This window comes from Shewanella sp. GD03713, from assembly GCF_029843705.1.
Taxonomy (GTDB): domain Bacteria; phylum Pseudomonadota; class Gammaproteobacteria; order Enterobacterales; family Shewanellaceae; genus Shewanella.
Genome location: NZ_JAOCIW010000001.1, coordinates 981,541 through 1,006,094, shown reverse-complemented (window position 1 = coordinate 1,006,094; position 24,554 = coordinate 981,541). Strand labels below are relative to the sequence as shown.

Here is a 24,554-nt window from a genome sequence, read left to right as displayed (position 1 = left end):
CATTTAACAAATCCGCTAATGCAAAAACGCCAGCACAGGGCTGGCGTTTTAAGATTTAACACTGAGTCACGGCTTACTGCAGATGACCGGCGTTATGCAATTCACGCTCGTTCACTGGTGGTGGTGTCCACTGGTACATCCAAGTCTCAGTTAACGGTTGACCATCTACCTCTAAGTAAACTCTGAGGTTAATTGGCTCAACGCTGTCTTCTGGCGGCACTAGGTCAAACATAGCACGGTAACCGTTGATCGCATGTTGTGGGCGAGCAGATTCGATTTCTACACGACCCTGAGAGGTCGAAATCACCGCTTTCACTTGGGTATCTTTACCCAGCATAGGTAAGGAACCACCAGCAAAATCAATCACAAAGCGCTTGCTATAGTACTTACGCTTTTGACCAACCACACCACCAATACCAGTAAAGGTATCGACTACGCGGGCACGGGGTGACTGCACGGGTGGAATACCACCCCAGTACATGTTGTAGCTGTAGAGTAACTCTTGACCCGGCTGAATGGGCTCTGCAGGGTTCCAAAACGCCACGATATTGTCGAAGGTTTCATCCAGTGTTGGAATTTCCACTAACTGCACCGAACCTTTACCCCAGTTGCCAGTTGGCTCAATCCACAGGCTTGGACGCTTCTCGTAGAACACGCCATCATCTTGATAATGGTCGAAATTACGGTCGCGCTGCATTAAACCAAAGCCCTTTGGATTCTCATCGCTATAGGCATTAAAACGCAGGTTGCTTGGGTTGCCCAGCGGACGCCAAATCCATTCACCGTTACCCGTGTGCATGGCAAGACCGTCTGAATCGTGGATCTCTTGACGCCAATCGTAACCAGTGCGGCGATCGTTTTCACCCACCATGTACATACTGGTCAGTGGTGCAACGCCTAAACGTTCGATGGCTTTACGCGGGTAAATCGCTGCATCGACCTTCATTTTTAAACGCTCACCCGGTTCGATATCAAAACGGTAAGCCCCTGTTACACTTGGTGAATCTAACAGAGCGTACACAGTCGCAATATTAGAACCCGGTTGTGGCTTCTCTAACCAGAAACGGGTAAACATAGGGAATTCTTCAGGCTTAGGCAGCGCAGTGTCGACCGCTAAACCACGGGCAGATAGACCATATTGCATTTCTTGACCTACTGCGCGGAAATAGCTGGCACCTAAGAAGGCGACCACGTCACGCTGCCAGTCGGTATTAAACTGCATTCTAAACCCAGCAAAGCCTAGGTCTTTCGGTAGTTGGCTACCCTTTACCTTGGATTTACCGTAATCGAACATGGAAGACGAATATTCGATCAGCTTTGCCTTGCCATTTTCCAATTGGTAAATATGCACAGGCGTATCGAAGTACAGACCTAAGTGGAATAACTCGGCGCGAAACTCCGAATCATCCTCACGCCACAGGGCGGCTTTTTTCTTGAAATGGAACTGCTGGTAATCATCCCAGCTCATGCCCTGTAAGCTTTTTGGCAACTCGCCCTTATGGCTCACATAGGACTCAGTCGCCAGCGTATGGGCATAGCCTTTCAACCAGGCGTAGCTAAACTCTTCTTCCTGCGGCGCACTCGCCTTACCCGCTGCACAAGCAGATAAGCTTAACAACACGCTGCAAGTGAGTAGCACACTGCCCACCATGCGTTGTAAACGGCTACGGGTAGACTGAGCTTCCACCGACGGCATCACCATCGGCTCACGATTTAAATGTCTTTGTTCGGGAAATAAATTGGGTTGCATAAGCAGACTCTGATTTGGTGTAACTTCCTGACACTTCTCTGCAAAAGTAAGCAATATTGCAGTGACTGCCCTGTGGAGAACTGTTGATGACAGTGATAACCATACCTCTATCTCCATCAGTTCGCCAGAATCTAACATAATTTCGACGCAATGGAATATGTCACAGTGACAATATTCAATACTGACGCCAGTTTATGAAAATAGTATTAAAAAGGGCTGCAAAATGCAGCCCTTAGCAGTCATAAAACCAATGAGGTTAAGAGTTTGTATTCAGCACTGTTTTGCGTTTGTTATGGGCAATAATCAAGGCCACTAAACACACCACGCCGACCGCAATCCCCACGGGTTGGCTCAGAGATTGAGGCAAACCTAATCCAATACCCGCCGTCATGATGTAAGAGATGGTCACACAGGTTCCGGCAATCGCAGGCAAACTCACAATCCAATGGAAGCTACCTCTATCGAACAGGTACTTAGTAGCCAACCACAGCACGCTTGTCGATAACAGCATGTTTGAGAAGGCGAAATAACGCCAGATCAAGGAGAAGTCGATCTTAGTCATAAAGTAAGCGATAGTCAGGATAGGCGCTGCCACCAGCAAACGATTACGCATACTCTGTGGGATGTTAAAGGCGTCGATAATAGTGAGACGCAGCGATCTAAATGCAGTATCACCCGAGGTAATAGGGAATACAGCCACCGCAATAATCGCCATTACACCGCCTAATACACCAAGATAGCTAGTAGCCACTTGGTTAACGACCAGGCCTGGCCCACCTTGGTCGAGTAAGCTCTTAAGCTCAACATAACCACCCGGGAAGGCCGCAATACCCGCAGTCGCCCACACACAAGCCACAACACCTTCAGCCACCATAGCGCCATAGTAAACGGGGCGAACGTATTTCTCGTTGGTCAGGCAGCGCGCCATAATAGGTGCTTGAGTCGAGTGGAAACCACTGATTGCACCACAGGTAATAGTCACAAACAGCAATGGCCAAATCGGTAAACCGTCTGGGTTTGGCTCGAGTAACTCATTGTTGTAATGGCTGTGGTTGAAGTAAGCAAACACATCGCCCATTTCGGGTAACTGTGGAGCGCTGATCAGCAGAGCAACCGCAATCGAGGTGGTCATAACGATCATCAACAGACCAAAAGCGGGATACAGCTTAGTGATGATCTTATCGATTGGCAGCATAGTGGCTAAGAAGTAATAAGCCAAAATCACTAACACCCAGAAGGTGTTATTGCCAAAAATGGTGTCTTTAAAATAGTCGAGGTTACTTAACAGACCCGCAGGGCTCATGATAAACACCACGCCCACGAAGAACAGTAACATCGCAGTAAACAGCAGCATCACGCCTTTAAAGTAGACATTAAAGTAGTGACCGGCGATTTCTGGCAGACTCTTACCGTCTTCTTTAATGCTTAACACACCCGAGAAATAGTCGTGTACCGCGCCGCCAATAATGTTACCTAACACAATCCAGAGTAAGGCTACTGGACCATATAAAGCACCTAGGATAGGACCAAAAATCGGGCCTACACCAGCAACGTTTAAGAATTGGATCAAAAACGCTTTGGTGGGGTGAACGGGCACATAGTCCACACCATCTTCGAATCTTGCTTGGGGAGTTTGCGCTTTAGGATCAATTCCTGCTTGGCGCTCAACAAATGGGCTATAAAACTTGTATGCCAGCACTAAGAGCGCAAGGCATAAGAAGAAAATAAACATTATTTAATTATCCATACTTTAGTAGGAGGTGATTAAATGGAGAGTTTCATTGAGTTAGCCAATGAGGTCAAGCCATCACGTACTAGACTAAAGTCGGGTTGATAAATCTGAATTTACGATAAAACACGTATATCTAAATAGATTTATTAAATAATGTATTGGCTCCCAATATGCCAAAATCTCAGGTTAAGGGCTTTAAGCCTTTGGTTAGTGTGATGGTTTAAGCATCAGCGCAGCACAAACTCCAACAAAGGCGCCACATCGTCCGCCTCTTGAATGAGTCTGTCCATCTTTACAAACCCATGGCGCAGCAACACCCGCTGGGACGCAAGATTATGCTGTGCTACATGGGCAAAAAGCGGCCTTGAGGTCACTAAAGGTAAAAACGCGCTTAAGGTTAAGGTTGCTACCCCACGCCCCCAAAATGCGCGGTCAATCCAGTAACCAATCATCGCCTGCCCATCCATATGCCAATGGCCAATATTGCCAACGAGCAAGCCATCGACTTCTATTCCCCGTGCCAGTACCGACGCCTGTCCGAGGATATTTTGCTGCCAATGAAGGTAAAACGCCTCACGATCCCGCGAGGGAAATTGCGCCAATTGGGATGCTATCGGATCCTGTTGATGGGTGAAGATCAACTCCAGATCGTCTTGTCCTATGGGTCTCAATGTCACATTCGATACCCGTGTTTGCTTGTCCATCTTATATCCCTATTTGATTTAATTTAGTGTCACTAGATTTCGACATTCGCCGCCAGCTAAAAAAATGGGCGCATAACCCAAGCAGAGGTTAGCGCCCTAAGAGGCAAAACAACATCATTAAAACAAACAAAATCACATTAAGGTGGAGAGGGTTAACGCAAATTCAGCACATCACTCTCGAACACTAACTGAAGATCACAGCAAATACGGGCGCGCCCAGCACCATAGCAATCCCGATAAAAATCATGGTCAAACTGGCAATAACGCCCTCTTGCTGGCCTAACTCACTGGCTTTTGCGGCGCCCGCACCGTGGGCCGAAGCGCCCAATGCCACGCCCTTACCTAAAGACGTACGAATGTGCATCAGCTTGAACAGCGGCTCACATACCAACATGCCGATTATGCCGGTGATGAGCACCATCATGGCTGTCAGTTCTGGCACTCCGCCAAAGGCGCTTGTCGCCTCCATCGCAAAGGGCGTAGATACCGAACGCACCAACAAGCTCTTAGACAGCTCGACCGGCAGCGGCACAAATTTCACTAACAGCCAGCTAGAAATCATGCCCAGCAACAATCCCGCTATCACCCCAAGGGCAATGGTCAGTGGATATTGGCGAATGAGTTTACGCTCCCGATAAATCGGCAAGGCAAATGCGATCGTCGCTGGTGCTAACATCGCCATTAACCAATGGGTGTATTCAAAATAAGTCGGCAGTGGAATATCGAGATTAAACACCAAGAGCGTGATCACCACGGGCGCGAGTACAATCGGCGCCAACCACCACACACGGTGGAGCCTATATAAACGCTTGGCCGCAAAGTAACAGAATAGCGTTAATAACAAGCTGATAAGTGCCAATCCCGTCTGCGAAAACAGTAATTCAGAAATCGCTGCTGGGCTTAAGTTAAGGCTCGACATTAGGCGGCCTTAGCATGGCGACGCGCATGCTTTTTGATATTGAGTTGACGCTCAAAACGAAATACTCGGTCAACCACAAATCCCGTGCCCACCATCACGCAAACACTGCCCATGACTAAGGTGAAGAGAATATTCACCCCATATTGCTCAAACAGGCTCTCGTATTTGATAACGGAGATCACAGGCGGAATAAAAAACAGCAGTAACTCACCAATCAACCAAGCGGCACCAAGCTGCACCGCATTTTCAGGGATTAGCTTAGTCGCAAGTAAAATCAGTAAGATACCTAAACCCAATACACTACCAGGCACAGATAAATGCGCCCAAGTGGCTAACCAATGGCAGGCGAAAGACAATAAACAAAAGAGGCCAATTTGAGTTAACAATAAAGCCCCATGACGGCATCGACGTATTGCGGCTTGGAGGAAAGACATGTGGTTTCTCGATTTACACTAAAGTTGCTATAGGAATATTTTAGGCTTGCCTATTCAATAAAAAAAATGAATATTAAGCATGTAATCCATGAATTTTAAGAATGTATTATCGAGGCGAGAATGGATCTTAAAGTGCTGCGTTATTTTATCGAGATCATCGATGCCGGCGGTTTTGGTAAGGCCAGTGAAAAGGTTCATCTCACCCAACCCGCCCTCTCCAAGGCGCTGCGCCAATTAGAGGAAGAACTCGATCTGGTACTACTCGAGCGCGGCAAGCGTGGCACTCAGGTTAAGCTCACCCAAGCGGGAGAAGTGGTCTATCGCCATGGCAAGGAGTTGCTCGCTGGCCGACAACGCATGCTGGCCGAACTCAGTGCCCAGCGCAGTTTAACCGCAGGCGAATTAAAACTCGGTCTCGCGCCACTCGGCAGTGCTGAAATTTTTGCCCCAATCATTGCCAAATATCGCCAACAATATCCGCAAATTGATATGCACCTGCTGGTGCGCGGCGGCGTGGAGCAAACTTTAGCGATTCAAAAGGGTGAAATTGAACTGGCCACCGGGATTATTAACTTCGACGATGGTTACCACGGCATTCGGGTGTTTAACGATCCCATGGTGGTGGTGCTGCCCAAAGAGAATCCCCTCACCTCGCGAGCTATGCTGTCGATCCACGACTTAGTCGACGAGCCACAAGTGATGTTTGAGACCGAATATACCTTGTATCAACTGGTGCTAACCGCTTGCCAACACGCCGGATTTACTCCTAAAAATATCACTCGAGTCAGCCAAGCCGACTTCGGAATTGCCCTAGTCGCGGCGGGCACAGGCGTGATGATACTGCCGCGCTCTATCGCGCGGCGTTACAGTGTCTCTGGGGTGGTGAATATTCCATTGGCGAGCGATGAACTGCGTTGGGAGTTATCACTGTTTTGGCGCAAAGAACAGGTATTGTCCTTTGCGGCGCAGGCGATGATTGCGTTAGTGGAGAAACACTTAACGCAAAAGTAGCTCATTACCAAGGCACGACTAAGCTAAAACGCACTAAGGTATCGTTATCCCAAGGCAGGATGGGCAAGTAGTCGGGTGAGTGCACACTCTCCTTGGCATAGTGGTCTAGGTTGTATTCGGTATGCTCCACATACAGTAACCACTGGCTACCCTTCTCCCAATAATCCGTGTCGTAACTCATGCTGAAACGATATTGATTTTCAAGCCATTTATCACCGTCGTTCCAGTTTTGCGCGGCAAAACTCATGTTTAATTTAGGCGTGATATCAAAACCAAAACTGCCCATTAAGGTGTAAGCGAACTCGCCATTACCAAAATCGCCCCGATCGTAACCACGGGTACGGGGCACGTCGTCATCGATTTCTAAATAGTAATAACCCGCGCCCGCCTTTAACTGGGCCTGCGATTCCTGCCCCTTATAATTGGCGGTTAATTCAGGGAATAGCTTGGCTTGCTTTTCGATCGAACTCACAGTGTTACGTTTACCCTGTAGGTCCACTTGCCATCCGAAGAAGAAGCGAGGATCGATATGGTAGAACTCACCCGAGGCCACATAGTCCGATTTAAACCACACAGGAATATGGTCGGGATCGAGATCGTCGGTATCAATGTCGATAAACATATCCAGCATGGCAGACAGGTAAATATCCGACGCCGTGGTATGTTCAATCATAATGTTGCCGTTAAATCCAAAGGTGTGTGAACTCTCCTGTTCCACAATAAAATCGTGTATCCCCATGGTGTAATGCCACTGGGTCGATTCTTCTGCACTGACCGAAGTTGCTAGACCCAAAAGGAGTGCCGCTGGTGCCAGAGTTAGGTATCTCACATTTCGCTCCATAAATTGCTATTTGATCCTGCATTAAGATTAGATTAACTGGGCATAATTTAATGAAGTTTTTACAATTTTTGTTAGAAATCGTTCATCGCTAACTATTTTAGCCGTAAAAATGAATAAAAAATGATATATCCCGCACAAGTGAAAGCCGAAAATTGCTATTCACGGTCATCCTAAACAATTCACTAACGCTTTAAAAACGTGTCTATATCAAACACAGCAAGCGTTGTAATCACAAGTGTTTAGGCATACAACAACTGCGACCTCAAATGCATTTTTAATCACCTTTAAAGCATAATTATTGACACGAGAGCGTCACATCCCTATAGTCGCCACATTGCGAGTCATTCAAAAGAGAGTCTTAAATGAAAAAATCCATGTTATTAGGCGGCCTAGCCCTCACTGCCACCTTGTTGTTAGCTGGATGTGGGAAAAGCAACGATGTTTTAGTGGTTGGAACCAATGCGGCCTTCCCGCCCTTTGAATACGTTGGCGGACAAAGTGGCGACGAGATCAAAGGCTTCGACATTGAGCTTGCTAAACAAATCGCTAAAGATGCCGGCAAGACGCTCAAAGTCGAAAATATGAAATTCGATTCACTGATCGTGGCGCTAAACTCAGGCAAGATTGATTTTATCGCCTCGGGCATGACCATCACGCCAGAGCGTCAGGCCAGCGTTAACTTTTCGGAGCCCTACTATGAGGCGACTCAAGTGCTGCTCGTGAATAAAGATAACGACACCATTCATACCCTTGATGACATTAAAGACAAACACTTTGCAGTGCAGCTCGGCTCAACCGCCGATATGATGTCTAAAAAATATACCCAAAATGTCACCGCCTTTAACACCGGCTTCGAAGCCATCATGGAACTGAAGAATGGCAAAGTCGACTTAGTGCTATTCGATAGCGAACCTGCGGCGAACTATCTGGCGAAAAACCCTGATCTCAAACTGATCAAGCTGGACTTTCCCCCTGAGTTTTATGGCTTTGCGGTATCAAAGCAGCAGCCTGAACTTCTCAATAGCATTAATAACACGCTGAAAAAATTGAAAGAAAGCGGTCAATATCAGACGCTCGTTTCAGCCCATATCAAGTGATCCCTATGTTAGAAGCAATCAATACTTCGCTGTTTAGTCCCATTGGCGACGACGGCATGATAGGCATACTGCTGATCCTAAACGGCTTAAAAGTCACCTTGATTGTGACCTTCTTCGCCATGTTATTAGGCGCAGTATTAGGCGTGGGTACCACACTGATGAAGATGTCATCTAAGTGGTATATCCGCTTCCCCGCCGAGCTTTATGTTGGCGTGATCCGCGGCACGCCAGTGGTGGTGCAGTTAGTGATCCTTTACTTCATCGTGCTGGCCGCATTCGATGTTGATAAGGTCACCGCCGCCATCATCGCCTTCGGTTTAAACAGCGGCGCTTATATCTCTGAGATTATTCGCGCAGGGATCCAAGCCGTAGATAAGGGTCAAACCGAAGCGGCACGCTCGCTCGGCCTGTCACAGGCGATGACCATGAAGCTGATTATTCTGCCGCAGGCGATTAAGAATATTCTGCCCGCGTTAGGTAATGAGTTTATCGTGCTACTCAAAGAAACCGCCGTAATTGGCTTTATTGGCGGTGTGGATTTAATGCGGGCGGGTGAGATTATCCGTAGCCGTACTTTTGAAGACAGTATCCCACTCTTTACCTGTGCACTGATTTACCTGTTCCTGACCTACAGCTTCACATTTATGCTGTCGAAATTCGAAAAGAGGTTGAAGCAAAGTGATTAACATAACCAACCTACACAAAAGTTACGGCGATAATGCTGTTCTTAAGGGCATCAACGAACATATTCGCCAAGGCGAAGTGGTGAGTGTTATCGGCCCTAGCGGCAGCGGTAAAAGCACCTTTTTACGTTGCATCAACCTGTTAGAAAAACCCACCCAAGGGGATATTGAAATCGAAGGGCAATCCATTACCGCCAAGGATGCCTGTGTCGACAAATTACGGCAAAAAGTGGGCATGGTGTTCCAAAACTTCAACCTATTCCCCCATAAAACCGTATTGCAAAACATTACCTTAGCGCCAGTGAGCCTAAAGTTAATGACCCAAGCCGAAGCAGATAACAAGGCGCTCACTCTACTAACTCAAGTGGGTTTGCAGGATAAAGCTAATGCCTATCCTTCGAGTCTCTCGGGTGGACAAAAACAACGGGTTGCCATTGCCCGCGCGCTGGCGATGGAGCCGGATCTGATGCTATTCGATGAGCCCACCTCGGCACTCGACCCCGAAATGGTCGGCGATGTACTGGATGTGATGAAGGACTTAGCGCAAAAAGGCATGACCATGGTGATTGTCACCCACGAAATGGGCTTTGCACGCGATGTTTCCGACAGGGTCATCTTTATGGATGGCGGCTATGTGGTGGAGTCCAATATCCCCGAGGAATTATTCACCCGCCCCAAAGAAGCCAGAACCCAAAGCTTTTTAAGTAAAGTGCTGAGGTAATAAAGACTTATATAACATTGAAAGGTGAACAATGGTATTTGCTCGATGACACGCCGAAAGCTTTGAGACACTTAAAAGCTGGCTCTGATTGATGGATGAGTCATGGCATTCACTCGACGACTCGCAGCAAGTCCATCCGTGGATGCTCGACCGCCCCGTCCATGGGGCGGACGGTCGTCTCGCTAATCACCATGACTCTCCTGTTTAACATCGGTGTAGTCTGGTTGTTTTAAAGAAGATATTGACTCGTTTTGGGACAAAAGCGATTAATCTTTTTATCTATTTATGGAATTTATTGTCATTGCTTCCCCAGTGACTCGCCGTGAATATATCCCTATAGGCTCGACGGCGACATCCATGTCGCCAACGGTCACTGGTGCCCCAATGCCAATTTTTACTACCCATTTTCGATATGTACGTAAAAAGCAAAGGGGCAAAAATCGCGTTCGCCAGAAGCCAACGAAAATTGAAAATGGGTCGAAGTTAACAAGACTAGGCAAGTTTGATCCACTTTCACGTTCAAAAAATTGATAGGGTAATTTCAAATTAATACAGCAACTGATTACCAATGATCTTTTATCACCGACTTATGGGTATAAAAGATGGATATAAAAGACTGTGCAAACATCTGTTTGTGACTTTTTGGAGTCTGCACTCTCCAAAACGGTCTCTAGAACATAACCTCTATGGCATTACATTCCCGTAGGTTTCTCGCAGGTCTCATAGTTTTGCTGAGTACAAAAGGTCACAGGTGTGTAGATAATGTCATCGAATTTTTGTTTCGTGACAATTTTATATAAGGTCAAAATGGCCTGCCTGCCCATTTCATAGGGACTTTGACCAATGTTGATATGGGCAAGTCGGTCTTTCAGCATAGTTAATTGTTCTGGAGAGGTGTCGGTAATAATAATGACGATGTCCTTGTTATCGATTTTATCTTGATAGGGAGCCATCATTTCACGGTAGAGAGCTACATCATTTTGCGCCCAACCGCCAACGGCTACGAAGGAGTCGGCTTTAACAGGCTTACCTTTCATCACGGACTCCATTTGCTTAACCGCTTGACTAAGTTGGTCAAAATTAAACAAAGGCTCCCGCACTTCAGTCCAGCTCAAATCGTTATTGAGCAATTCACCCGGAGGGGTATTGTAAGTTTTGCCTGATAACGCAGAGCGAACGCCCATCAGTCTTAAATTCAGATTCGGAGAATCGGGCCGGCCCGATTGCATGATCAGGGTTCCCCCATTGGGTCGTATCTTTTTAAGCTCCTCCCCTAACGACTGACCTAGTGCAAAATTGTCGGTGCCGATATAAGCCAAACGTAAACTCTTAGGGTCTTCATCGATAGAAGCATCAAAGTCTGAGTCATAGGTAACAACAGGAATACCGGCTTCCTTTGCTCTCTTTAGGCTATTTTCGGCAAGATATTTAGATTGCGTAACCGCGACGGCAATTCCATCAACACCTTCATCAATCAGCTGATTTATCACTTGATCTTGCAATCTCACACTACTTAATTCGGGTCCTCGATAGATGCATTCAACCCCTTTAATTTGTGCGGCGGCGTCAACACAACCCGTTTGGCTTTGGTCAAAGAAAACACTATAGAATTTAGGCACTACTGCAAACTTAAACTCCTTCCCGTAGCCACAAGACAACGGTAATAGGCTAAAAGCAATCAGCAGCATCAATAATCTCGCCATACATTCTCCTAAACAGTAAGCTCGACTTAATAAAATGTAGCAAAGGAATAGATTAAACCACACAAGTGGCAACTGTATTATGGGAGACTTTTGATCTCACTCAGTGTTTTTGAGTTAGCTCATCTCTCTACCCACAACAAAACAGTACTCAACAATTTGTTAGACGAGTCATAACGCCAATAGATGATTCTTGCTATTCACTGCAATTCACCACAGCCGATAAGCATTCATTGCGTAAAACGGCTATTAATTTCAAAAATATTTTGAAACTGATAGCTGTTTTGATCACATTGTTTTTTGTCCAAACCTGCTTAAAATGCTGAGGTTGAATTTGTATTCCTAGATGATTTGGAGCCGTTACATGAGTGATTTAAGTTTTCTCGCTAAAAAGCGTTACACCACTAAGGCCTTTGATCCAACAAAGACGATTCCTGCCGACAAGATTGCCGAAATCAAGACCTTACTGCAATTTAGCCCATCATCGACCAACTCGCAGCCTTGGCACTTTGTATTGGCTGGCACGGCGGAAGGCAAAGCCTTGATCGCACAAGCGACCGAAAACTACGCCTTCAATACTCAAAAAATTCTCAATGCTTCCCATGTAGTCGTGCTGTGTACGCGCACTCAACTCGATGAAGCCCATTTGCTGCAAGTGCTTGAGCAAGAAGCCAAAGATGGCCGTTTTGCCAGTGAAGAAGCCAAGCAAGGTCAACATAATGGCCGTTCTTTCTTCGCCAATATGCACAAATATGAGCTAAAAGACGCCCAGCATTGGATGGAGAAGCAAGTGTATTTAGCACTGGGTACCCTGATGTTGGGCGCAAGTGTGCTCGATATCGATGCCTGTCCTATCGAAGGTTTCGATGCGACTAAACTCAATCAAGTCTTAGGCCTGCGCGAAAAAGGTCTGTGCGCCTCTGTCGTGGTCGCTCTAGGTTACCGCTCCGAAGAAGATTTTAACGCTAAGTTACCGAAGTCGCGTTTAGCGCAAGAGGTTATCTTTACCGAGATCTAAACCTCGCCTCTTGAGCGAATTTGTATATGCCCTTGTTTGTTATTGACAAATAAGGGCATTTTTATCGCCAGCTCTCTAGCATCAGCCAGCTACCATAACCGCAGTTAAAACCAACCAAAGGCGGAGTGACCTCAGGGTAAATTGCTCTAGAATCCTTCTTTGCCTACACTTTTCCTCTATGGCATAGTGTATTCCAAGCTCAGTAACGACTCGCATCACAATAAGATAAAAGCATTTAAAATCTTATAGATAGTGAATTTTACTTTTAATCACACTCGCTTGATAACAACTTAGGATGGGACAGTCAGTATGCTACTCGCTAAACCTTCACTCAGTGCAGAAGCTCAATCGGCAACGCTCTCGACCACTAAGGGCGATAACCCGTTAATCTGGCCCGTGTTATCCGTGTTACAAGCCTCTAATCAAAGCTGGAAAATCCATCACCTCGCTACCGAACTGCAAAATCGCGGGCTAATCCATCCGTTAGATGAAAACCCTGGTAATGATTTGTTTAAACGCAATTTTTTACTGATGAATGCCCTGTTCGAACTGCAAGAGATCCTGATGCCAAAGCAATGGCTGCAAGTCAAAGCGATGGAGATCCAGATTTTCCGCCTCGTGCCTTCCAACGTTAACCTATTGATAATGGAAGATACTTCACTGCGGGAATATTATCTTGACTGGAATAACTACGACACCAGTGAAAACGTAGTGCGCGAATTATTGGAAGCCTTCTGGAGCAGTTATAAGAGCTATATTGGCCTGAACGTGAACTTGATGCACAAGGGCCACGCCCTGAGGGTATTCGAGTTAGATGAGAGCGCCACCCCAAGGGACATCCGCAAACAATGGCGCCGTTTAGCGCTGAAATGGCATCCCGATAGACCCGAAGGCGATGCGGCGCGTTTCCGTGAAGTCTGTGAGGCTTGGCAATCCCTGCGGGATATTGCTTAAGTTTTTCCTTTTATATCTGTGATCCCCTTTGCAGTCTGACAAAGTTATCGAGCTAAACTCCCGCGGGATCACAGATTTAGTCCAATATCTACCGCCCATTTCAGCGATAATTAAGCATCCCAAACTAACCTAAAACCATATACACGCTGGTATAACGCGAGCGTAACTCCGAGACTGAAATCACCTGAGCCACCTTAGTCCACTTAGGTAGGTACAGCGCATGCAATTGATGCGGTGAATTCACTCTAACCGAATTTGAGGGTTCTATGATCAAACCAATCGCCTTGGCTGTCGCCTTAATCGTTGCACCATTTAGCACCTTTGCCGCCAACTTTGTCGAAGGCACGCACTACACGCAAATCTCTGACAAAGCACCGAGCAGCAAGCCAAAACTCACCGAGTTTTTTTCCTTCTATTGCCATAACTGTTTCAATATGGAAACCAACTATCTGCCTGATATCAAAGCCAATCTAAACAAAGGTATTGCATTTGATACTAAGCATGTCGACTTTATGAATAGCGACATTGGCACCGAAGTGATGCGCTCACTGGCAGTTATTCATGAGTTAGATAATAAAGATGCGTTAACCCATGCGATGTTTGCCGCCATCCAAGGCGAAGCAGGCGCAAACGGCCACGACCACAGTGCGCCAGGCCATAAGCACGAGCCGCAAATCAACAGCCGTGACGACATTAAGCAAATTTTTGCCAAGTTTGGTATCGATGCGGCCAAGTACGACCAACTCGCCGACAGTAAAAGCACAGATGAGAAGCTAGCCCTGTGGCGTGCCCAGCAAAACCAATTCCGCGTTGAAAGCGTGCCAGCCTTTATCGTTAACGATAAATATGCGGTTAACTTAAGCAGTATCAAAACCTTAGATGAGCTGATTGGCTTAATTAACTATCTGGCCGTCGAGAAAGATGCTCAGGCGCCTAAGAGTTCAGGCGGCAGCTTAAACTGGTTATTCTTAGCCTTTGCAGCCGTTATCGCCCTTGGCCGCCAAAAGCGTTTGAGCTAAGGTTCGATTGACGAGCGGCCAACAAAAAACCAGCTGTGATGCTGGTTTTTTTGTTGGCCCGGTTAACGACTAAGGGAAATTACGCTCGGCAACCCCTTTGGCCGTCACTGTCACCCCAGTTTCAGCGGCGTGAATAAAGAAAGGCGATTCCACATCATCGGGATTGTTACTCACATCTGGATCATCATTTTGCGCTAGGCAGGTATAACCTAAGCTGTAATCCCCCGCGACCACAAAGCCAAATTCATAATCGTGGCCGATGACTTGGCCGTTTGCATCGGTAACATCATTCACCCTAGCCGCCGCAATAGGAGCAATTTCAGTGGCCGTGTCGGCCTCGGTTCTGAAATCCTTCATCTGTTCCAGCGTGGTATTGGCAGGATACAAATAAACCGCTGGCGAGAACACTGAGCCACCCGCAGCGACTTCACAACCTTCCATCACAGTAGCGCCAACCGTGCCTTTAATCGCGCCCACTTCGGACTGATTAAATAATTGCACTGAAGTCGGTTTTAGCGTCCAGTAATCTTTATTACCGTGGGGATCCTGCAAACCTTTGCTTAAATCAAACTCGGCAACAAAGCTATTGACGCCCGCCGCGATGGTGAATTTCTTATTGAAAAACAATCGGCCCGTATCGCTTTCATCGGCACCCACACCGCCGCATGAGCCGTTGCTGTTGGTCGTTAGCCCATAGAGAGTGTCGTCTAAGGTTTGTACGTGTGAGCTGTCGCTATTGGCTACTGTTCTGTTTTTCATATACAAACACATTTGATATTCGCCCACGGGAATCGATTGACCGCTCACTAGGGTATCTACCGCACTGCCTTGAAACTCCAATAAATCGACAAATTTAAGCTCGCCATTTGGGGCGACATTGAACGAGTAGCTACCAGTGTCGTTCTTTAATACCACTTGCCTGAATGCAATCGTGACCGATTTTGCATCGGCGGGATTATCGGATACGCCTAGGCTGAATGTCGCCATTTGGGTGGCAGGTTCGCCCGAGTCAGATCCACCGCAACCAAACAGCAAACCTGTTAACGCTATCGCTAGAGCACTTTTTTGAATATTCATAGGATACCTTCATTAGTCTTCCACAAAATTCTCAACATCGTCATACCTCGCCCCATGAGCACACATCGTAACGCCAAAGCATGAAAACAACGGCTCAAACGGGCTGGGTAGGCATGTAGAGATAAGTCTAGGGCTGAGTGTGCAGCTTGTCGATGAACGTACGCTGAACGGTGAAAATCCGTTCAACGGTGGAAGATATTAAGAAGGCGTAGGACTCGATCGGAGCAAAGCCAGATCCTTAGGTGCATCCGCGCGTAATTTCGACTTATTGCCTAATAAATTCAATGATGTGAGATGCCGCTAAAACCAAGTGAACCACTAAAAAGCCAATAAATACATCGGCGCAAATTTGATGGTAACCACGCCATGTCATCGCCAGCGGGGTACCTTGATAGAAAAACCACAGCGCCCCAGTCACACCCGTTGCGACCAGCAGCAACATGCCAATGCCTTCAACCGTGCTGAATAAGCCCTTGCCCCCGGCAACGGGCAGTTTTCCCTTAAAAAGTCCTTTAATATCCTGTATGAGTTGCCCCCAATCCCCCACCAGCCAGGCGAAGTATTGATGCCATTTGCCTTGAATACTGTTGCGCAGTAAAAATAAGATCCCCAATGCAGCTGCAATTAATCCAAGATAAACATGCAGATAATCCCAGATACTGGCATTGGCGCGCAGGCTTCTACCGATAAAAATCCATGGGCTGGTGCAGACGAGTAGCCCCACGGATAGCACAATCCACAGGTGTAGACGCGCCAACACAAAATCGAATATCTGGGTTACTTTTGCCGACATAGTGGGTTTCCCCTTAAGAGCTAAGCGACGGGCTCGCTCAGGCTTGGTGGATCAACAGGCCGAAATCATTCACTTTTTGCCAATCCGTGTATTCAACATTGGTAACAGGATCCGTCGGCCCCTTAGTTAACCACATGATAAAGCGAATGATATTTCTATCGAAGGCATTGTAGCCTTGGTAATTTAGATTACCGCCAAACACTTGCAACAGGGTTGGGCGCCAAGTGGTTTTGCTTAAAAACGCCTGCATATAAGGATTGGTTTCTGGGGTGTTTTTCTCAGGTTTACGGGCGACTAAACTGACGGAGAAAAAACCGCTCACCTTTTGCGTGAGGATCTTTTGATGCTTTTGAATAAATTCGTACAACGCCGGATTATGTTTTCCGTGGCGAATACTGGCGCCAATAACGATCTTATCGAAGGACTCCATCGCCGGCACAGCCTTAATATCCGCAATCACCACAGAATTACCTAACTCTTTGAGTTGCTGCGCCAATTGATTGGTGATTTTGCGAGTTTGACCATGAACACTAGAGAAGATGATCAGAATTTTTTTCACTTAAGCCTCGATTATCTCAACAAAAATAAGAAAAAGCGGCCAGAAGAAAGACAAAGAACGGCGGCTTTATGTTGACCTAAACAAACCGATAAATTCAGCCCTATAACACAATTCACCACTTTGATAATCAAGCGCCTGCGAAGCGCATCTATGGTGCATGAGTTAAATAGAGGCGGTTTAGGTTTACCACGCAAAAAGCAAACTGCCTATTACGATATTGCATACTAGGTGATTTAGTCACCGATTTACATGAAATAGATCACGGGCTTAGCGCCAAATGGCCGCTGGATATACGGTAATTCTAGCTTGCTCACAAAAATAAATATCCGCATCTCTGGGATCAAAATGTTACAAAATCAGAAATAAGTGCCAATCCTTAGCGCTAGCGCATAAAAGACAAAAGCATTAGCATTTGTTCACTTATCGCCTGAGTACCCTACCCATGAAAACAACTCAAAACGCAGATCCCAAAGCACTGCTGCTGTGGATGACGTTTGTTATGTCGCTCGTGTTCGCCGTTTGGCAAGCCCTACTGAACAACTTCGTGATTGAAAAAGCCCAATTCACTGGCGCCGAAATCGGTATGCTGCAAAGCCTAAGGGAAATCCCCGGCTTTTTGGCCTTTACCGCTATTTTTGTATTGCTGTTAGTGCGCGAGCAGGCCTTCGCCCTGCTGTCATTAGCCCTTCTGTGCATTGGCGTGGCGATTACCGGCTTTTTCCCGCAGGTATTGGGCTTATACCTCACCACATTGTTGATGTCGGTTGGTTTCCATTACTTTGAAACCATTAACCAATCCCTCACACTGCAATGGGTCGCGAAGCAGGATACTGCAGGTTTTATGGGTAAAGCGCTGGCATGGCGCTCGGCAGCGGCCTTAGTCGGCTATGGCAGTATTTGGCTTGTCATGACCTGGCTTAAACTCGATTACTGGCATATGTATTTGATTATTGGTGTATTAGGCCTACTGATGGTGATCAGCATGAGTCTGTACTACCCACAGTTTGATACCCACGAAGTGCAACACAAAGAAATCATCCTACGTAAACGCTACTGGTTGTATTACCTGTTAACCTTCTTTTCTGGCGCCCGTCGGCAGATTTTTATGGTGTTCGCAGGCTTTATGATGGTCGAGAAATTCGGCTATACCGTCAGTGAAATCACCGCTCTTTTCCTGATCAACTATGTGGTCAATCTACTGTTTGCGCCGTCCATTGGTCGCCTAATTGGCCGCATTGGCGAGCGCAACGCCCTCACAGTGGAATACATTGGGCTCTTTTTTGTGTTTGTCAGCTATGCGCTTGTCGAGCAACCCCATATGGCCGCCGCCCTCTATGTGATTGACCATTTGCTGTTTGCGATGGCAATTGCCATGAAAACCTATTTTCAAAAGATTGCCGATAGCAAAGATATTGCGGCCACCATGTCGGTCAGTTTTACCATTAACCATATCGCTGCGGTGATTATCCCTGTGCTCTTGGGCTTGCTGTGGCTGAGCGATCCCGCCCTCGTCTTCTACATTGGCGCTGGATTTGCGGTCTGTTCCTTAGTATTGGCACTCAACGTGCCGCGCCATCCCTCACCCGGGAATGAAACCAATTGGGCTTGGTCTGCTAAATCCATCGAAAAACCGAGTCTCGACAGTTAAAAAGTGCCCGCAGCGTAATAAAAGCAATCCAGCGCAGAGACTTAAGGATTGCAATCGACTAAGCTGGAAGCATTTCGTGGGGTCAACTTGATCCCACGAGCTAACAAAAATAGGGCCAACACAAATAGGTCAAACAGGATAAAGGCATGAAGGATTCAGATATTTTAATGCTTGCGGATGAAGCGGCTCCCGCAGCCGAGGTCTCGGCCCGTAAAAAAGCGCTGGTACTGGGTCGCCAACTCGGGCTCGCCAGTGAGCAGGAATATCGCCCCGCCAATGCCTCGATTGCCGAACGCGCGCAACATAGGGAGCGTAAACTCGCCAGCCAGTATCAAGCCAATGTCGAAACCATTTTCGCCCTCGCCTTGAGTTACACCCCGTCGGATGTCACAGGGGTCGATCTGGATCCCGACTGGAGCCATCAATTTTTTTTGATGGCGGAGCAAATCCACAACCGCAAAATGCAGGATCTGTGGGCCCGTATCCTCTCCAGTGAAATCGTCAACCCGGGCAACTTTAGCCTGCGCACCCTAGCGCTGTTAAAACAACTGACCCATAGGGAAGCGCAAATCCTCGAAAAAGCTCTCGGTATGGCGGCCAAAGTGAATAATGAGCAGCGCTTAAAGCTGATCAGCGGCTATCGGCTCACGGGCGGACTCGGCCAATACTTTCGTAAAAATACCAGTGTCACCCTAGGCTTATCCCAATTTGGTCTGCCCTACTCCAGCATTCTCACCTTAGTCGATGCGGGGATCCTGCACAGCAGTGAGTTTGAAACTGGCCTACTCAACAGTAAAACCCCCATCCAACTCACCATGCCCGGCATCCAAATGAAGCTCACTCCAAAGAGTGGTAACTTGCTGTTTAGCTACTATCGCTTAACCCCGATTGGTGATGAGCTGGCGCAACTGGTGCTACCAAAACAAGACCAAGATTACCTGAAGGCGCTACAGGCGCTATTTGCGAAGGATTTTAAAATAGAGTAATCGCTTAAACAGACTTATATGTCTGACCACGAAATCTTTTCTTGAATTACCCCTGAGTGTCGCAAATACTTTGAGTATAAAAAACACTCAATTCTAAACTGGGTAAATAAGGATGTTTCGACATCTCAAGGAAAGAGAATATGGTCAGCCAATCGCAAGACATTATCTTCTTAGATGAACCCGAACCAAGTACCGCGCTAAAGGCGACGAAAGCGGTCAAAATTCTCACGGTAGACGATGATATTAACTTCCAACGCTCTACCGCTTTCGCCTTGTCCACTCTCACCATTCTTGGCGCAAAAATAGAATTAACCCAAGCATTTAGTTACGCAGAAGCCTGCCAGATGGTCGCCAATGAAGACGATTTTGCCATTGCCTTAGTCGATGTGGTGATGGAAACCGAAGATGCTGGCCTCAGACTCGTGCGAGGCATCAGGGAAGTGCTCGGAAACGAGAAAATCCGCATTATTCTGCTCACAGGGCAACCCGGTATGGCCCCCGTGTTTAACGTGATGCGTGATTATGATATCAATGACTATTGGACTAAATCCGAGCTTTCCGCCGACCGTCTGCAAACCATCTTGACCACTAACCTGCGCTCCTATCAGCAGATCAGTAATATCGCTAATGCAAAGCGCGGGTTGCAGTTAATTGCCGAGTCCAGCGGTGCCCTCTACACCTCGCGCAATATCAAAGAACTGTCGAGCAAAATGCTTCAACAATTGGCAATTCTGCTAAATTTACCCTCGGGCGGCATAGTCTGTGTTAAAGCCATTAACGATCTGCATGAATTTGGCCATATGCATCAAATCATTGGCGCTTCAGGAGAGTTTGAATCCTACTACGGTAAAGCCTTACAGCAGCTCGAACAGCAACATATCCGCATCCAACTCGAGTTGTGTCTAAGCAGCAAACACTCCCGAATCGAGTCGCAATATACCTGCCTGTTTTTCCCCGGCGAGCTTGCCGGTAATGACTATGCCGTTTACCTCGCCACGGGGCGACTACTCGATGCGACCGAAACCGAGCTTATCCGTGTTTTTAGCATGAACATTTGCGGCGGCCTGCACAGCGTATCGCTAATGAGCCAACTGGATAAAATCGCCTTTGAAGATCCCTTACTGAAAATTCCCAATCGCAATGTGCTTATCCGCACACTAGATGGCATTTTGAAGGAAGACATTCGCGACAAATTTAATTTATTACTCATAGACATAGATAAGTTTTCAGACTTCAACCATGTATTTGGCTCAGAGCATGGCAACAACATGCTCAAGCATGTGGCAAATAGTCTAAAAGATCAGTTCGACGCCAGCGTGCTGGTCAGCCGTTTAAAGGATGATAAGTTTGCCATTTTAGGCCCTAAACATTTAGTTTCAGCCGCTCTAATTGAGCAATTATTTGTCGAGCCATATCAACAGGGTACCTCCTGTATTACAGTCAATATCAGTACAGTTACCCTGCCCTTGGAACTGGCCGAAGGGGATGCGGTAGCCGCCATCACCCAGCTGAATATGGCACTGAAAAAGGCCAAGAGCCTCGGGATACGTCAGCATGTGACGTATCAACCATCTAAAGATGATGTCGCCACGCATTTTGAATTACTGCAGGCCTTGCAACTTGGTATCACCCAAGGAGATATCAATATCGCGCTGCAGCCACAGGTGTCGTTACAAACGGGGGAAGTCGTAGGTGTCGAAGCGCTGGCGCGCTGGACCTTGCCCAATGGCGACAGCGTGCCCCCTTTGCGCTTTATTCCCATCGCCGAAGCTACGGGGCTGATCACAAAACTTGGGAAACAATTATTTGTGCAATCTTGCCAAGCCATGCATGCCTTAACCGAAGCGGGTTACCCGAATCTGCGGATCGGCGTTAACCTCTCGGCGATGCAGTTTGAGCAAGAGCAAATCGTCAATCAGCTCAATGCCGATATCCAAGCGGCACAAATTGCCAGTGATCAGATTGAAATTGAAGTCACAGAGTCGATTGCCATGCAGAATTTTGAGGTGATCAATAAGCAACTCAAAGCCCTGCGTAATATGAATATTAACGTCGCCATCGATGACTTTGGCACTGGTTTTTCATCGCTAGCGTACCTCAGCAAACTCACCTTCGATCGCATTAAAATTGATAAATCCTTTATCGATAATGTCACCACGGATGATGGTGCCGCGGCCATTGTCGACAGCATTATCCTGCTAGGGGAACGCTTTAAGATGAATGTGATCGCCGAAGGTGTCGAAACCCTAGAGCAAGCACGTTGGCTGAAACATCGAGGATGCCACGATGCCCAGGGCTATTTTTACGCGAAACCAATGCCACTCAAAGAGCTACTCATTTGGTTGGCCAACTTCCAAAAACGCATTATCGAATGATATTGAGCCGAGCCATGACGCCCTTACAACTGCTTAGTCGCTACTGGCTTAAACTGATGTTGCCTTGGTTACTCTTGGTACCCTTGCTAAGTCTCGTGCTTTATCAAAAACGCCATGAAGAAGCGATGACGCCTTTAGCGCGACAGGCGGCGATGGTGCTGGCCGATGCCAACCAAACCATAGCCTACTATTTGGGCAGTCTTAAACGGGATGCGCTGTTTCTCGCTAAATATCAACTTCTTCTCGATACCGCTTCGGGCAAAAATACCGATCTCAGTACCGTCGAACACTTTTTTAAGGCATTCAGTGAGGCGTCACAGCAATATGACCAAGTGCGCTGGCTCGATAACGACGCCATGGAAAAGGTACGCATTAATCTCATCAACCAAGTCGCCCAAATTGTGCCGCAGACAGAGTTACAATCTAAACAGGGGCGCTACTACATAGCACCGAGTCTGGCGCTTGAGCCCGATACGTTTTACTTCTCCCCCCTAGACTTAAACGTTGAAAACAAAGTTATTGAAACCCCGATTAAACCAATGCTGCGTATCACTACCCCAGTGTTTTTAGTCTCGGGGGAAAGGCAAGGATTTATTGCGCTGAATTTTCTCGCCCAAACCCTGTTAGACGCTATCGCCAGCACAGCTAAAGGCGGAGTCGAACTGTCGATGCTAAACGCCGATGGTTACTGGTTATTGGCGCCGCAGCCGCAAATGGCATGGGGATTTATGTATGGTCGAGAAGATTTAAAGTTTGGTAATAACTATCCCGAAGCGTGGCAAGCCATCAGCAAAAATACCGAACTTGCCTTTACCACATCAAATGGATTTTGGGATTATGAAAATGTGCAAAATCTCGGTAATGCGACGCTACCGAATTGGCGCTTGGTTGCTCATATTTCCCCAACAGTGTTAAGCCAAATCACCCTGCAATGCGCTCTGGAGTCTTTAACTATCGGGCTAATCTTGTTGATTTTAGGCGGCATAGTCTGTTGGCGCGCGGCTAAATCTATGTATGAACGGGATAAACTCCACGACGATTTAACCGAGCAGCAGCGACGGCTAGCAAATAGTAATAAAGCGCTGGCGCAGTCACTGCAACACCTGCACGATACTCAGCAGCAACTGATTGAAACCGGTAAATTATCTTCTCTTGGGATGATGGTGGCGGGTGTCGCCCATGAGCTCAATACCCCTGTGGGCGCCTCTTTAATGACCCTATCGAGCATGAAGAATGAGTGCAGCAAATTGCAATCTGCCTTCGAAACGGGCCTTAAACGCTCCGATGTCGATACGTATTTTGAGCACTTTTATGAAGGCGCCGAGATAGTCCAAGCAAACCTAGAACGCGCAGCCGCCTTAGTGAAAAGCTTCAAACGGTTAGCGGTCGACCGCACCGGTGAAGAACGTCGTGCCTTTAAACTCACTAGCCTAGTGCAAGATATGCTGCACACCTCATGGTTAAGAATGAAGAAGCAATTTCATGAACTGAATATCGACATCTCACCCGAGATAGAACTCAATAGTTATCCAGGCGCCCTTGGGCAAGTACTCGAGAATTTAGTCTCAAATGCGCTCACCCATGCGTTCGAAGATGTCGGTAATGGGCAAATCAACATTACGGCCTACAGCCTCGAAGATGCCTTTGTCGCCATTACCGTCACAGACAATGGCGGCGGCATGGACGATGCAACCTTAAAGCAGATCTTCGATCCCTTCTTTACCACTCGAAGAGGTAAAGGCGGCACAGGTTTAGGATTACATTTAGCACATCAACTGGTGACCCAGTTACTAGGCGGGTATATCAAAGTGACGAGTGAACTGGGCAAAGGCACTTGTTTTACATTAACCATTCCAACAAATGCCCCTGAGTCCCATAAAATCAGCTTAGGCTAATGCTTTCGCCTTATCGGGATTGATGACCCCAATCGCGGTTAAATAATCGATTAAAGCACGCACTTGCGAGGCTAAATCCCCTTTACTGGTATCAATCGTTAACTCCGCCGAGAGCGGCGCCTCGTAGGGTGATGAAATACCGGTAAAGTTGCTGATCTCACCGCGGCGAGCCTTAACATACAAGCCCTTAGGATCGCGCTGCTCACATATGCTAAGCGGCGTCGACACATGCACTTCGATAAATTGACCTTCTGGAAAACGTGCACGTATGCTATCGCGCTCCCCGCGAGTCGGCGAGATAAAGGCCGATAGTACGACTAAGCCCGCATCCACCATAAGTTTTGCCACTTCGCCAACGCGGCGTAAGTTTTCATCCCTATCGGCGACGCTAAAACCCAGATCCTTACATAAACCATGGCGCACATTATCGCCATCGAGCAAATAAGTGTGAAAGCCCGCCTCAAACAGTGCGCGCTCAAGCGCCCCTGCTAAAGTCGACTTACCCGCACCAGACAACCCAGTAAACCAGAGTAACACTGGATTTTGGCCCTTAAGCTTAGCTCTGGCCGCTTGGTCGACACTATGTTGGTGCCACACAATATTGCTCATAAACACTCCTCAAACCTTAGACCGCAAAA

At 47.2% G+C, this 24,554-nt stretch carries 22 protein-coding genes; 11 read left to right on the top strand and 11 right to left on the bottom strand.

Annotated elements, in window-relative coordinates:
* Positions 1–73 precede the first annotated feature (73 nt).
* From N5E87_RS04490 to N5E87_RS04470, 5 genes are all read right to left on the bottom strand, one after another.
* On the bottom strand, positions 74–1,750 hold the full coding sequence (locus tag N5E87_RS04490) for a glucan biosynthesis protein D (RefSeq protein WP_164717923.1): 1,677 nt from the start codon (positions 1,748–1,750) through the stop codon (positions 74–76).
* Positions 1,751–2,006: 256 nt separating this feature from the next.
* Positions 2,007–3,482 (bottom strand): carbon starvation CstA family protein, encoded by a 1,476-nt coding sequence (locus N5E87_RS04485; RefSeq protein WP_086902109.1) that lies wholly within the window; start codon positions 3,480–3,482, stop codon positions 2,007–2,009.
* 227 nt (positions 3,483–3,709) lie between these two features.
* Positions 3,710–4,186, bottom strand: a complete 477-nt coding sequence (locus tag N5E87_RS04480; RefSeq protein WP_011716022.1) for a GNAT family N-acetyltransferase — start codon at positions 4,184–4,186, stop codon at positions 3,710–3,712.
* Positions 4,187–4,370: 184 nt separating this feature from the next.
* Positions 4,371–5,105 (bottom strand): LrgB family protein, encoded by a 735-nt coding sequence (locus N5E87_RS04475; protein WP_011716021.1) that lies wholly within the window; start codon positions 5,103–5,105, stop codon positions 4,371–4,373.
* Positions 5,105–5,539, bottom strand: a complete 435-nt coding sequence (locus tag N5E87_RS04470; protein ID WP_086902108.1) for a CidA/LrgA family protein — start codon at positions 5,537–5,539, stop codon at positions 5,105–5,107. The genes N5E87_RS04475 and N5E87_RS04470 overlap by 1 nt, the downstream gene beginning before the upstream one ends.
* 120 nt (positions 5,540–5,659) lie before the next feature.
* On the opposite strand from N5E87_RS04470, the gene N5E87_RS04465 reads away from it, so the two are divergent.
* Positions 5,660–6,550: a LysR family transcriptional regulator gene (locus tag N5E87_RS04465; RefSeq protein ID WP_011625365.1), complete on the top strand. Its 891-nt coding sequence runs from the start codon at positions 5,660–5,662 to the stop codon at positions 6,548–6,550.
* Positions 6,551–6,554: 4 nt separating this feature from the next.
* Here N5E87_RS04465 and N5E87_RS04460 read toward each other — a convergent pair whose 3' ends face one another.
* Positions 6,555–7,379, bottom strand: a complete 825-nt coding sequence (locus N5E87_RS04460) for a hypothetical protein (RefSeq protein WP_011623796.1) — start codon at positions 7,377–7,379, stop codon at positions 6,555–6,557.
* A gap of 374 nt (positions 7,380–7,753) precedes the next feature.
* Here N5E87_RS04460 and N5E87_RS04455 point away from each other — a divergent pair, with 374 nt between their 5' ends.
* From N5E87_RS04455 to N5E87_RS04445, 3 genes are read left to right on the top strand one after another with little or no spacing between them, the layout of a single operon-like run.
* On the top strand, positions 7,754–8,488 hold the full coding sequence (locus N5E87_RS04455) for a basic amino acid ABC transporter substrate-binding protein (RefSeq protein ID WP_086902107.1): 735 nt from the start codon (positions 7,754–7,756) through the stop codon (positions 8,486–8,488).
* 5 nt (positions 8,489–8,493) lie between these two features.
* The gene (locus N5E87_RS04450) at positions 8,494–9,174 is read left to right on the top strand and encodes an amino acid ABC transporter permease (protein ID WP_011623798.1); all 681 of its coding nucleotides are present in this window, start codon (positions 8,494–8,496) and stop codon (positions 9,172–9,174) included.
* Positions 9,167–9,892, top strand: a complete 726-nt coding sequence (locus tag N5E87_RS04445) for an amino acid ABC transporter ATP-binding protein (protein WP_086902106.1) — start codon at positions 9,167–9,169, stop codon at positions 9,890–9,892. Before N5E87_RS04450 ends, N5E87_RS04445 begins: the two co-directional genes overlap by 8 nt.
* Before the next feature lie 692 nt (positions 9,893–10,584).
* Here the strand turns inward: N5E87_RS04445 and N5E87_RS04440 are convergent.
* A complete protein-coding gene (locus N5E87_RS04440) occupies positions 10,585–11,595 on the bottom strand; it encodes a sugar-binding protein (protein ID WP_086902104.1) in 1,011 nt (336 codons plus the stop codon).
* A 361-nt stretch (positions 11,596–11,956) separates the two neighbouring features.
* On the opposite strand from N5E87_RS04440, the gene nfsB reads away from it, so the two are divergent.
* From nfsB to N5E87_RS04425, 3 genes are all read left to right on the top strand, one after another.
* Positions 11,957–12,610 carry an oxygen-insensitive NAD(P)H nitroreductase gene (gene nfsB / locus N5E87_RS04435; RefSeq protein ID WP_086902103.1) on the top strand — a complete coding sequence of 218 codons (654 nt, stop codon included), beginning with the start codon at positions 11,957–11,959 and terminating at the stop codon, positions 12,608–12,610.
* Between the two features lie 309 nt (positions 12,611–12,919).
* Entirely contained in the window at positions 12,920–13,564 is a 645-nt protein-coding gene (locus N5E87_RS04430) for a DNA-J related domain-containing protein (RefSeq protein ID WP_011623806.1), read from the top strand.
* A 266-nt stretch (positions 13,565–13,830) separates the two neighbouring features.
* Positions 13,831–14,583, top strand: coding sequence for a DsbA family protein (locus N5E87_RS04425; protein WP_086902102.1), 753 nt, complete (start codon positions 13,831–13,833; stop codon positions 14,581–14,583).
* A gap of 69 nt (positions 14,584–14,652) precedes the next feature.
* Here N5E87_RS04425 and N5E87_RS04420 read toward each other — a convergent pair whose 3' ends face one another.
* From N5E87_RS04420 to hemG, 3 genes are all read right to left on the bottom strand, one after another.
* Positions 14,653–15,660 (bottom strand): DUF4382 domain-containing protein, encoded by a 1,008-nt coding sequence (locus tag N5E87_RS04420; protein ID WP_086902101.1) that lies wholly within the window; start codon positions 15,658–15,660, stop codon positions 14,653–14,655.
* 265 nt (positions 15,661–15,925) lie between these two features.
* Positions 15,926–16,453 (bottom strand): cytochrome b/b6 domain-containing protein, encoded by a 528-nt coding sequence (locus N5E87_RS04415; RefSeq protein WP_086902100.1) that lies wholly within the window; start codon positions 16,451–16,453, stop codon positions 15,926–15,928.
* A 37-nt stretch (positions 16,454–16,490) separates the two neighbouring features.
* A complete protein-coding gene (gene hemG / locus N5E87_RS04410; protein WP_086902099.1) occupies positions 16,491–17,012 on the bottom strand; it encodes a menaquinone-dependent protoporphyrinogen IX dehydrogenase in 522 nt (173 codons plus the stop codon).
* Between the two features lie 442 nt (positions 17,013–17,454).
* Here hemG and N5E87_RS04405 point away from each other — a divergent pair, with 442 nt between their 5' ends.
* The 4 genes from N5E87_RS04405 (at position 17,455) to N5E87_RS04390 (ending at position 23,916) form a co-directional block, all read left to right on the top strand.
* The gene (locus N5E87_RS04405) at positions 17,455–18,660 is read left to right on the top strand and encodes an MFS transporter (protein ID WP_086902098.1); all 1,206 of its coding nucleotides are present in this window, start codon (positions 17,455–17,457) and stop codon (positions 18,658–18,660) included.
* A gap of 146 nt (positions 18,661–18,806) precedes the next feature.
* Positions 18,807–19,646: a TIGR03899 family protein gene (locus tag N5E87_RS04400; RefSeq protein ID WP_086902097.1), complete on the top strand. Its 840-nt coding sequence runs from the start codon at positions 18,807–18,809 to the stop codon at positions 19,644–19,646.
* A gap of 140 nt (positions 19,647–19,786) precedes the next feature.
* On the top strand, positions 19,787–22,021 hold the full coding sequence (locus N5E87_RS04395; RefSeq protein WP_126512509.1) for an EAL domain-containing protein: 2,235 nt from the start codon (positions 19,787–19,789) through the stop codon (positions 22,019–22,021).
* 14 nt (positions 22,022–22,035) lie between these two features.
* Positions 22,036–23,916, top strand: coding sequence for a HAMP domain-containing sensor histidine kinase (locus N5E87_RS04390; RefSeq protein WP_279775120.1), 1,881 nt, complete (start codon positions 22,036–22,038; stop codon positions 23,914–23,916).
* On the opposite strand, the gene cysC is transcribed toward N5E87_RS04390, so the two are convergent.
* Positions 23,908–24,525 (bottom strand): adenylyl-sulfate kinase, encoded by a 618-nt coding sequence (cysC, locus tag N5E87_RS04385; protein ID WP_086902094.1) that lies wholly within the window; start codon positions 24,523–24,525, stop codon positions 23,908–23,910. The two genes, N5E87_RS04390 and cysC, sit on opposite strands and share 9 nt — an antisense overlap.
* Positions 24,526–24,554 lie beyond the last annotated feature (29 nt).

Bases quoted from the DNA above. Each gene is read 5' to 3' on its own strand.
- cysC (WP_086902094.1), bottom strand. From the start codon at position 24,525: ATGAGCAATATTGTGTGGCACCAACATAGTGTCGACCAAGCGGCCAGA.
- N5E87_RS04415 (WP_086902100.1), bottom strand. From the start codon at position 16,453: ATGTCGGCAAAAGTAACCCAGATATTCGATTTTGTGTTGGCGCGTCTA.
- N5E87_RS04390 (WP_279775120.1), top strand. From the start codon at position 22,036: ATGACGCCCTTACAACTGCTTAGTCGCTACTGGCTTAAACTGATGTTG.
- N5E87_RS04470 (WP_086902108.1), bottom strand. From the start codon at position 5,539: ATGTCTTTCCTCCAAGCCGCAATACGTCGATGCCGTCATGGGGCTTTA.
- N5E87_RS04475 (WP_011716021.1), bottom strand. From the start codon at position 5,105: ATGTCGAGCCTTAACTTAAGCCCAGCAGCGATTTCTGAATTACTGTTT.
- N5E87_RS04440 (WP_086902104.1), bottom strand. From the start codon at position 11,595: ATGGCGAGATTATTGATGCTGCTGATTGCTTTTAGCCTATTACCGTTG.
- N5E87_RS04455 (WP_086902107.1), top strand. From the start codon at position 7,754: ATGAAAAAATCCATGTTATTAGGCGGCCTAGCCCTCACTGCCACCTTG.
- N5E87_RS04425 (WP_086902102.1), top strand. From the start codon at position 13,831: ATGATCAAACCAATCGCCTTGGCTGTCGCCTTAATCGTTGCACCATTT.
- nfsB (WP_086902103.1), top strand. From the start codon at position 11,957: ATGAGTGATTTAAGTTTTCTCGCTAAAAAGCGTTACACCACTAAGGCC.
- N5E87_RS04450 (WP_011623798.1), top strand. From the start codon at position 8,494: ATGTTAGAAGCAATCAATACTTCGCTGTTTAGTCCCATTGGCGACGAC.
- N5E87_RS04405 (WP_086902098.1), top strand. From the start codon at position 17,455: ATGAAAACAACTCAAAACGCAGATCCCAAAGCACTGCTGCTGTGGATG.
- N5E87_RS04430 (WP_011623806.1), top strand. From the start codon at position 12,920: ATGCTACTCGCTAAACCTTCACTCAGTGCAGAAGCTCAATCGGCAACG.
- N5E87_RS04485 (WP_086902109.1), bottom strand. From the start codon at position 3,482: ATGTTTATTTTCTTCTTATGCCTTGCGCTCTTAGTGCTGGCATACAAG.
- N5E87_RS04480 (WP_011716022.1), bottom strand. From the start codon at position 4,186: ATGGACAAGCAAACACGGGTATCGAATGTGACATTGAGACCCATAGGA.
- N5E87_RS04400 (WP_086902097.1), top strand. From the start codon at position 18,807: ATGAAGGATTCAGATATTTTAATGCTTGCGGATGAAGCGGCTCCCGCA.
- N5E87_RS04395 (WP_126512509.1), top strand. From the start codon at position 19,787: ATGGTCAGCCAATCGCAAGACATTATCTTCTTAGATGAACCCGAACCA.
- N5E87_RS04420 (WP_086902101.1), bottom strand. From the start codon at position 15,660: ATGAATATTCAAAAAAGTGCTCTAGCGATAGCGTTAACAGGTTTGCTG.
- N5E87_RS04465 (WP_011625365.1), top strand. From the start codon at position 5,660: ATGGATCTTAAAGTGCTGCGTTATTTTATCGAGATCATCGATGCCGGC.
- N5E87_RS04490 (WP_164717923.1), bottom strand. From the start codon at position 1,750: ATGCAACCCAATTTATTTCCCGAACAAAGACATTTAAATCGTGAGCCG.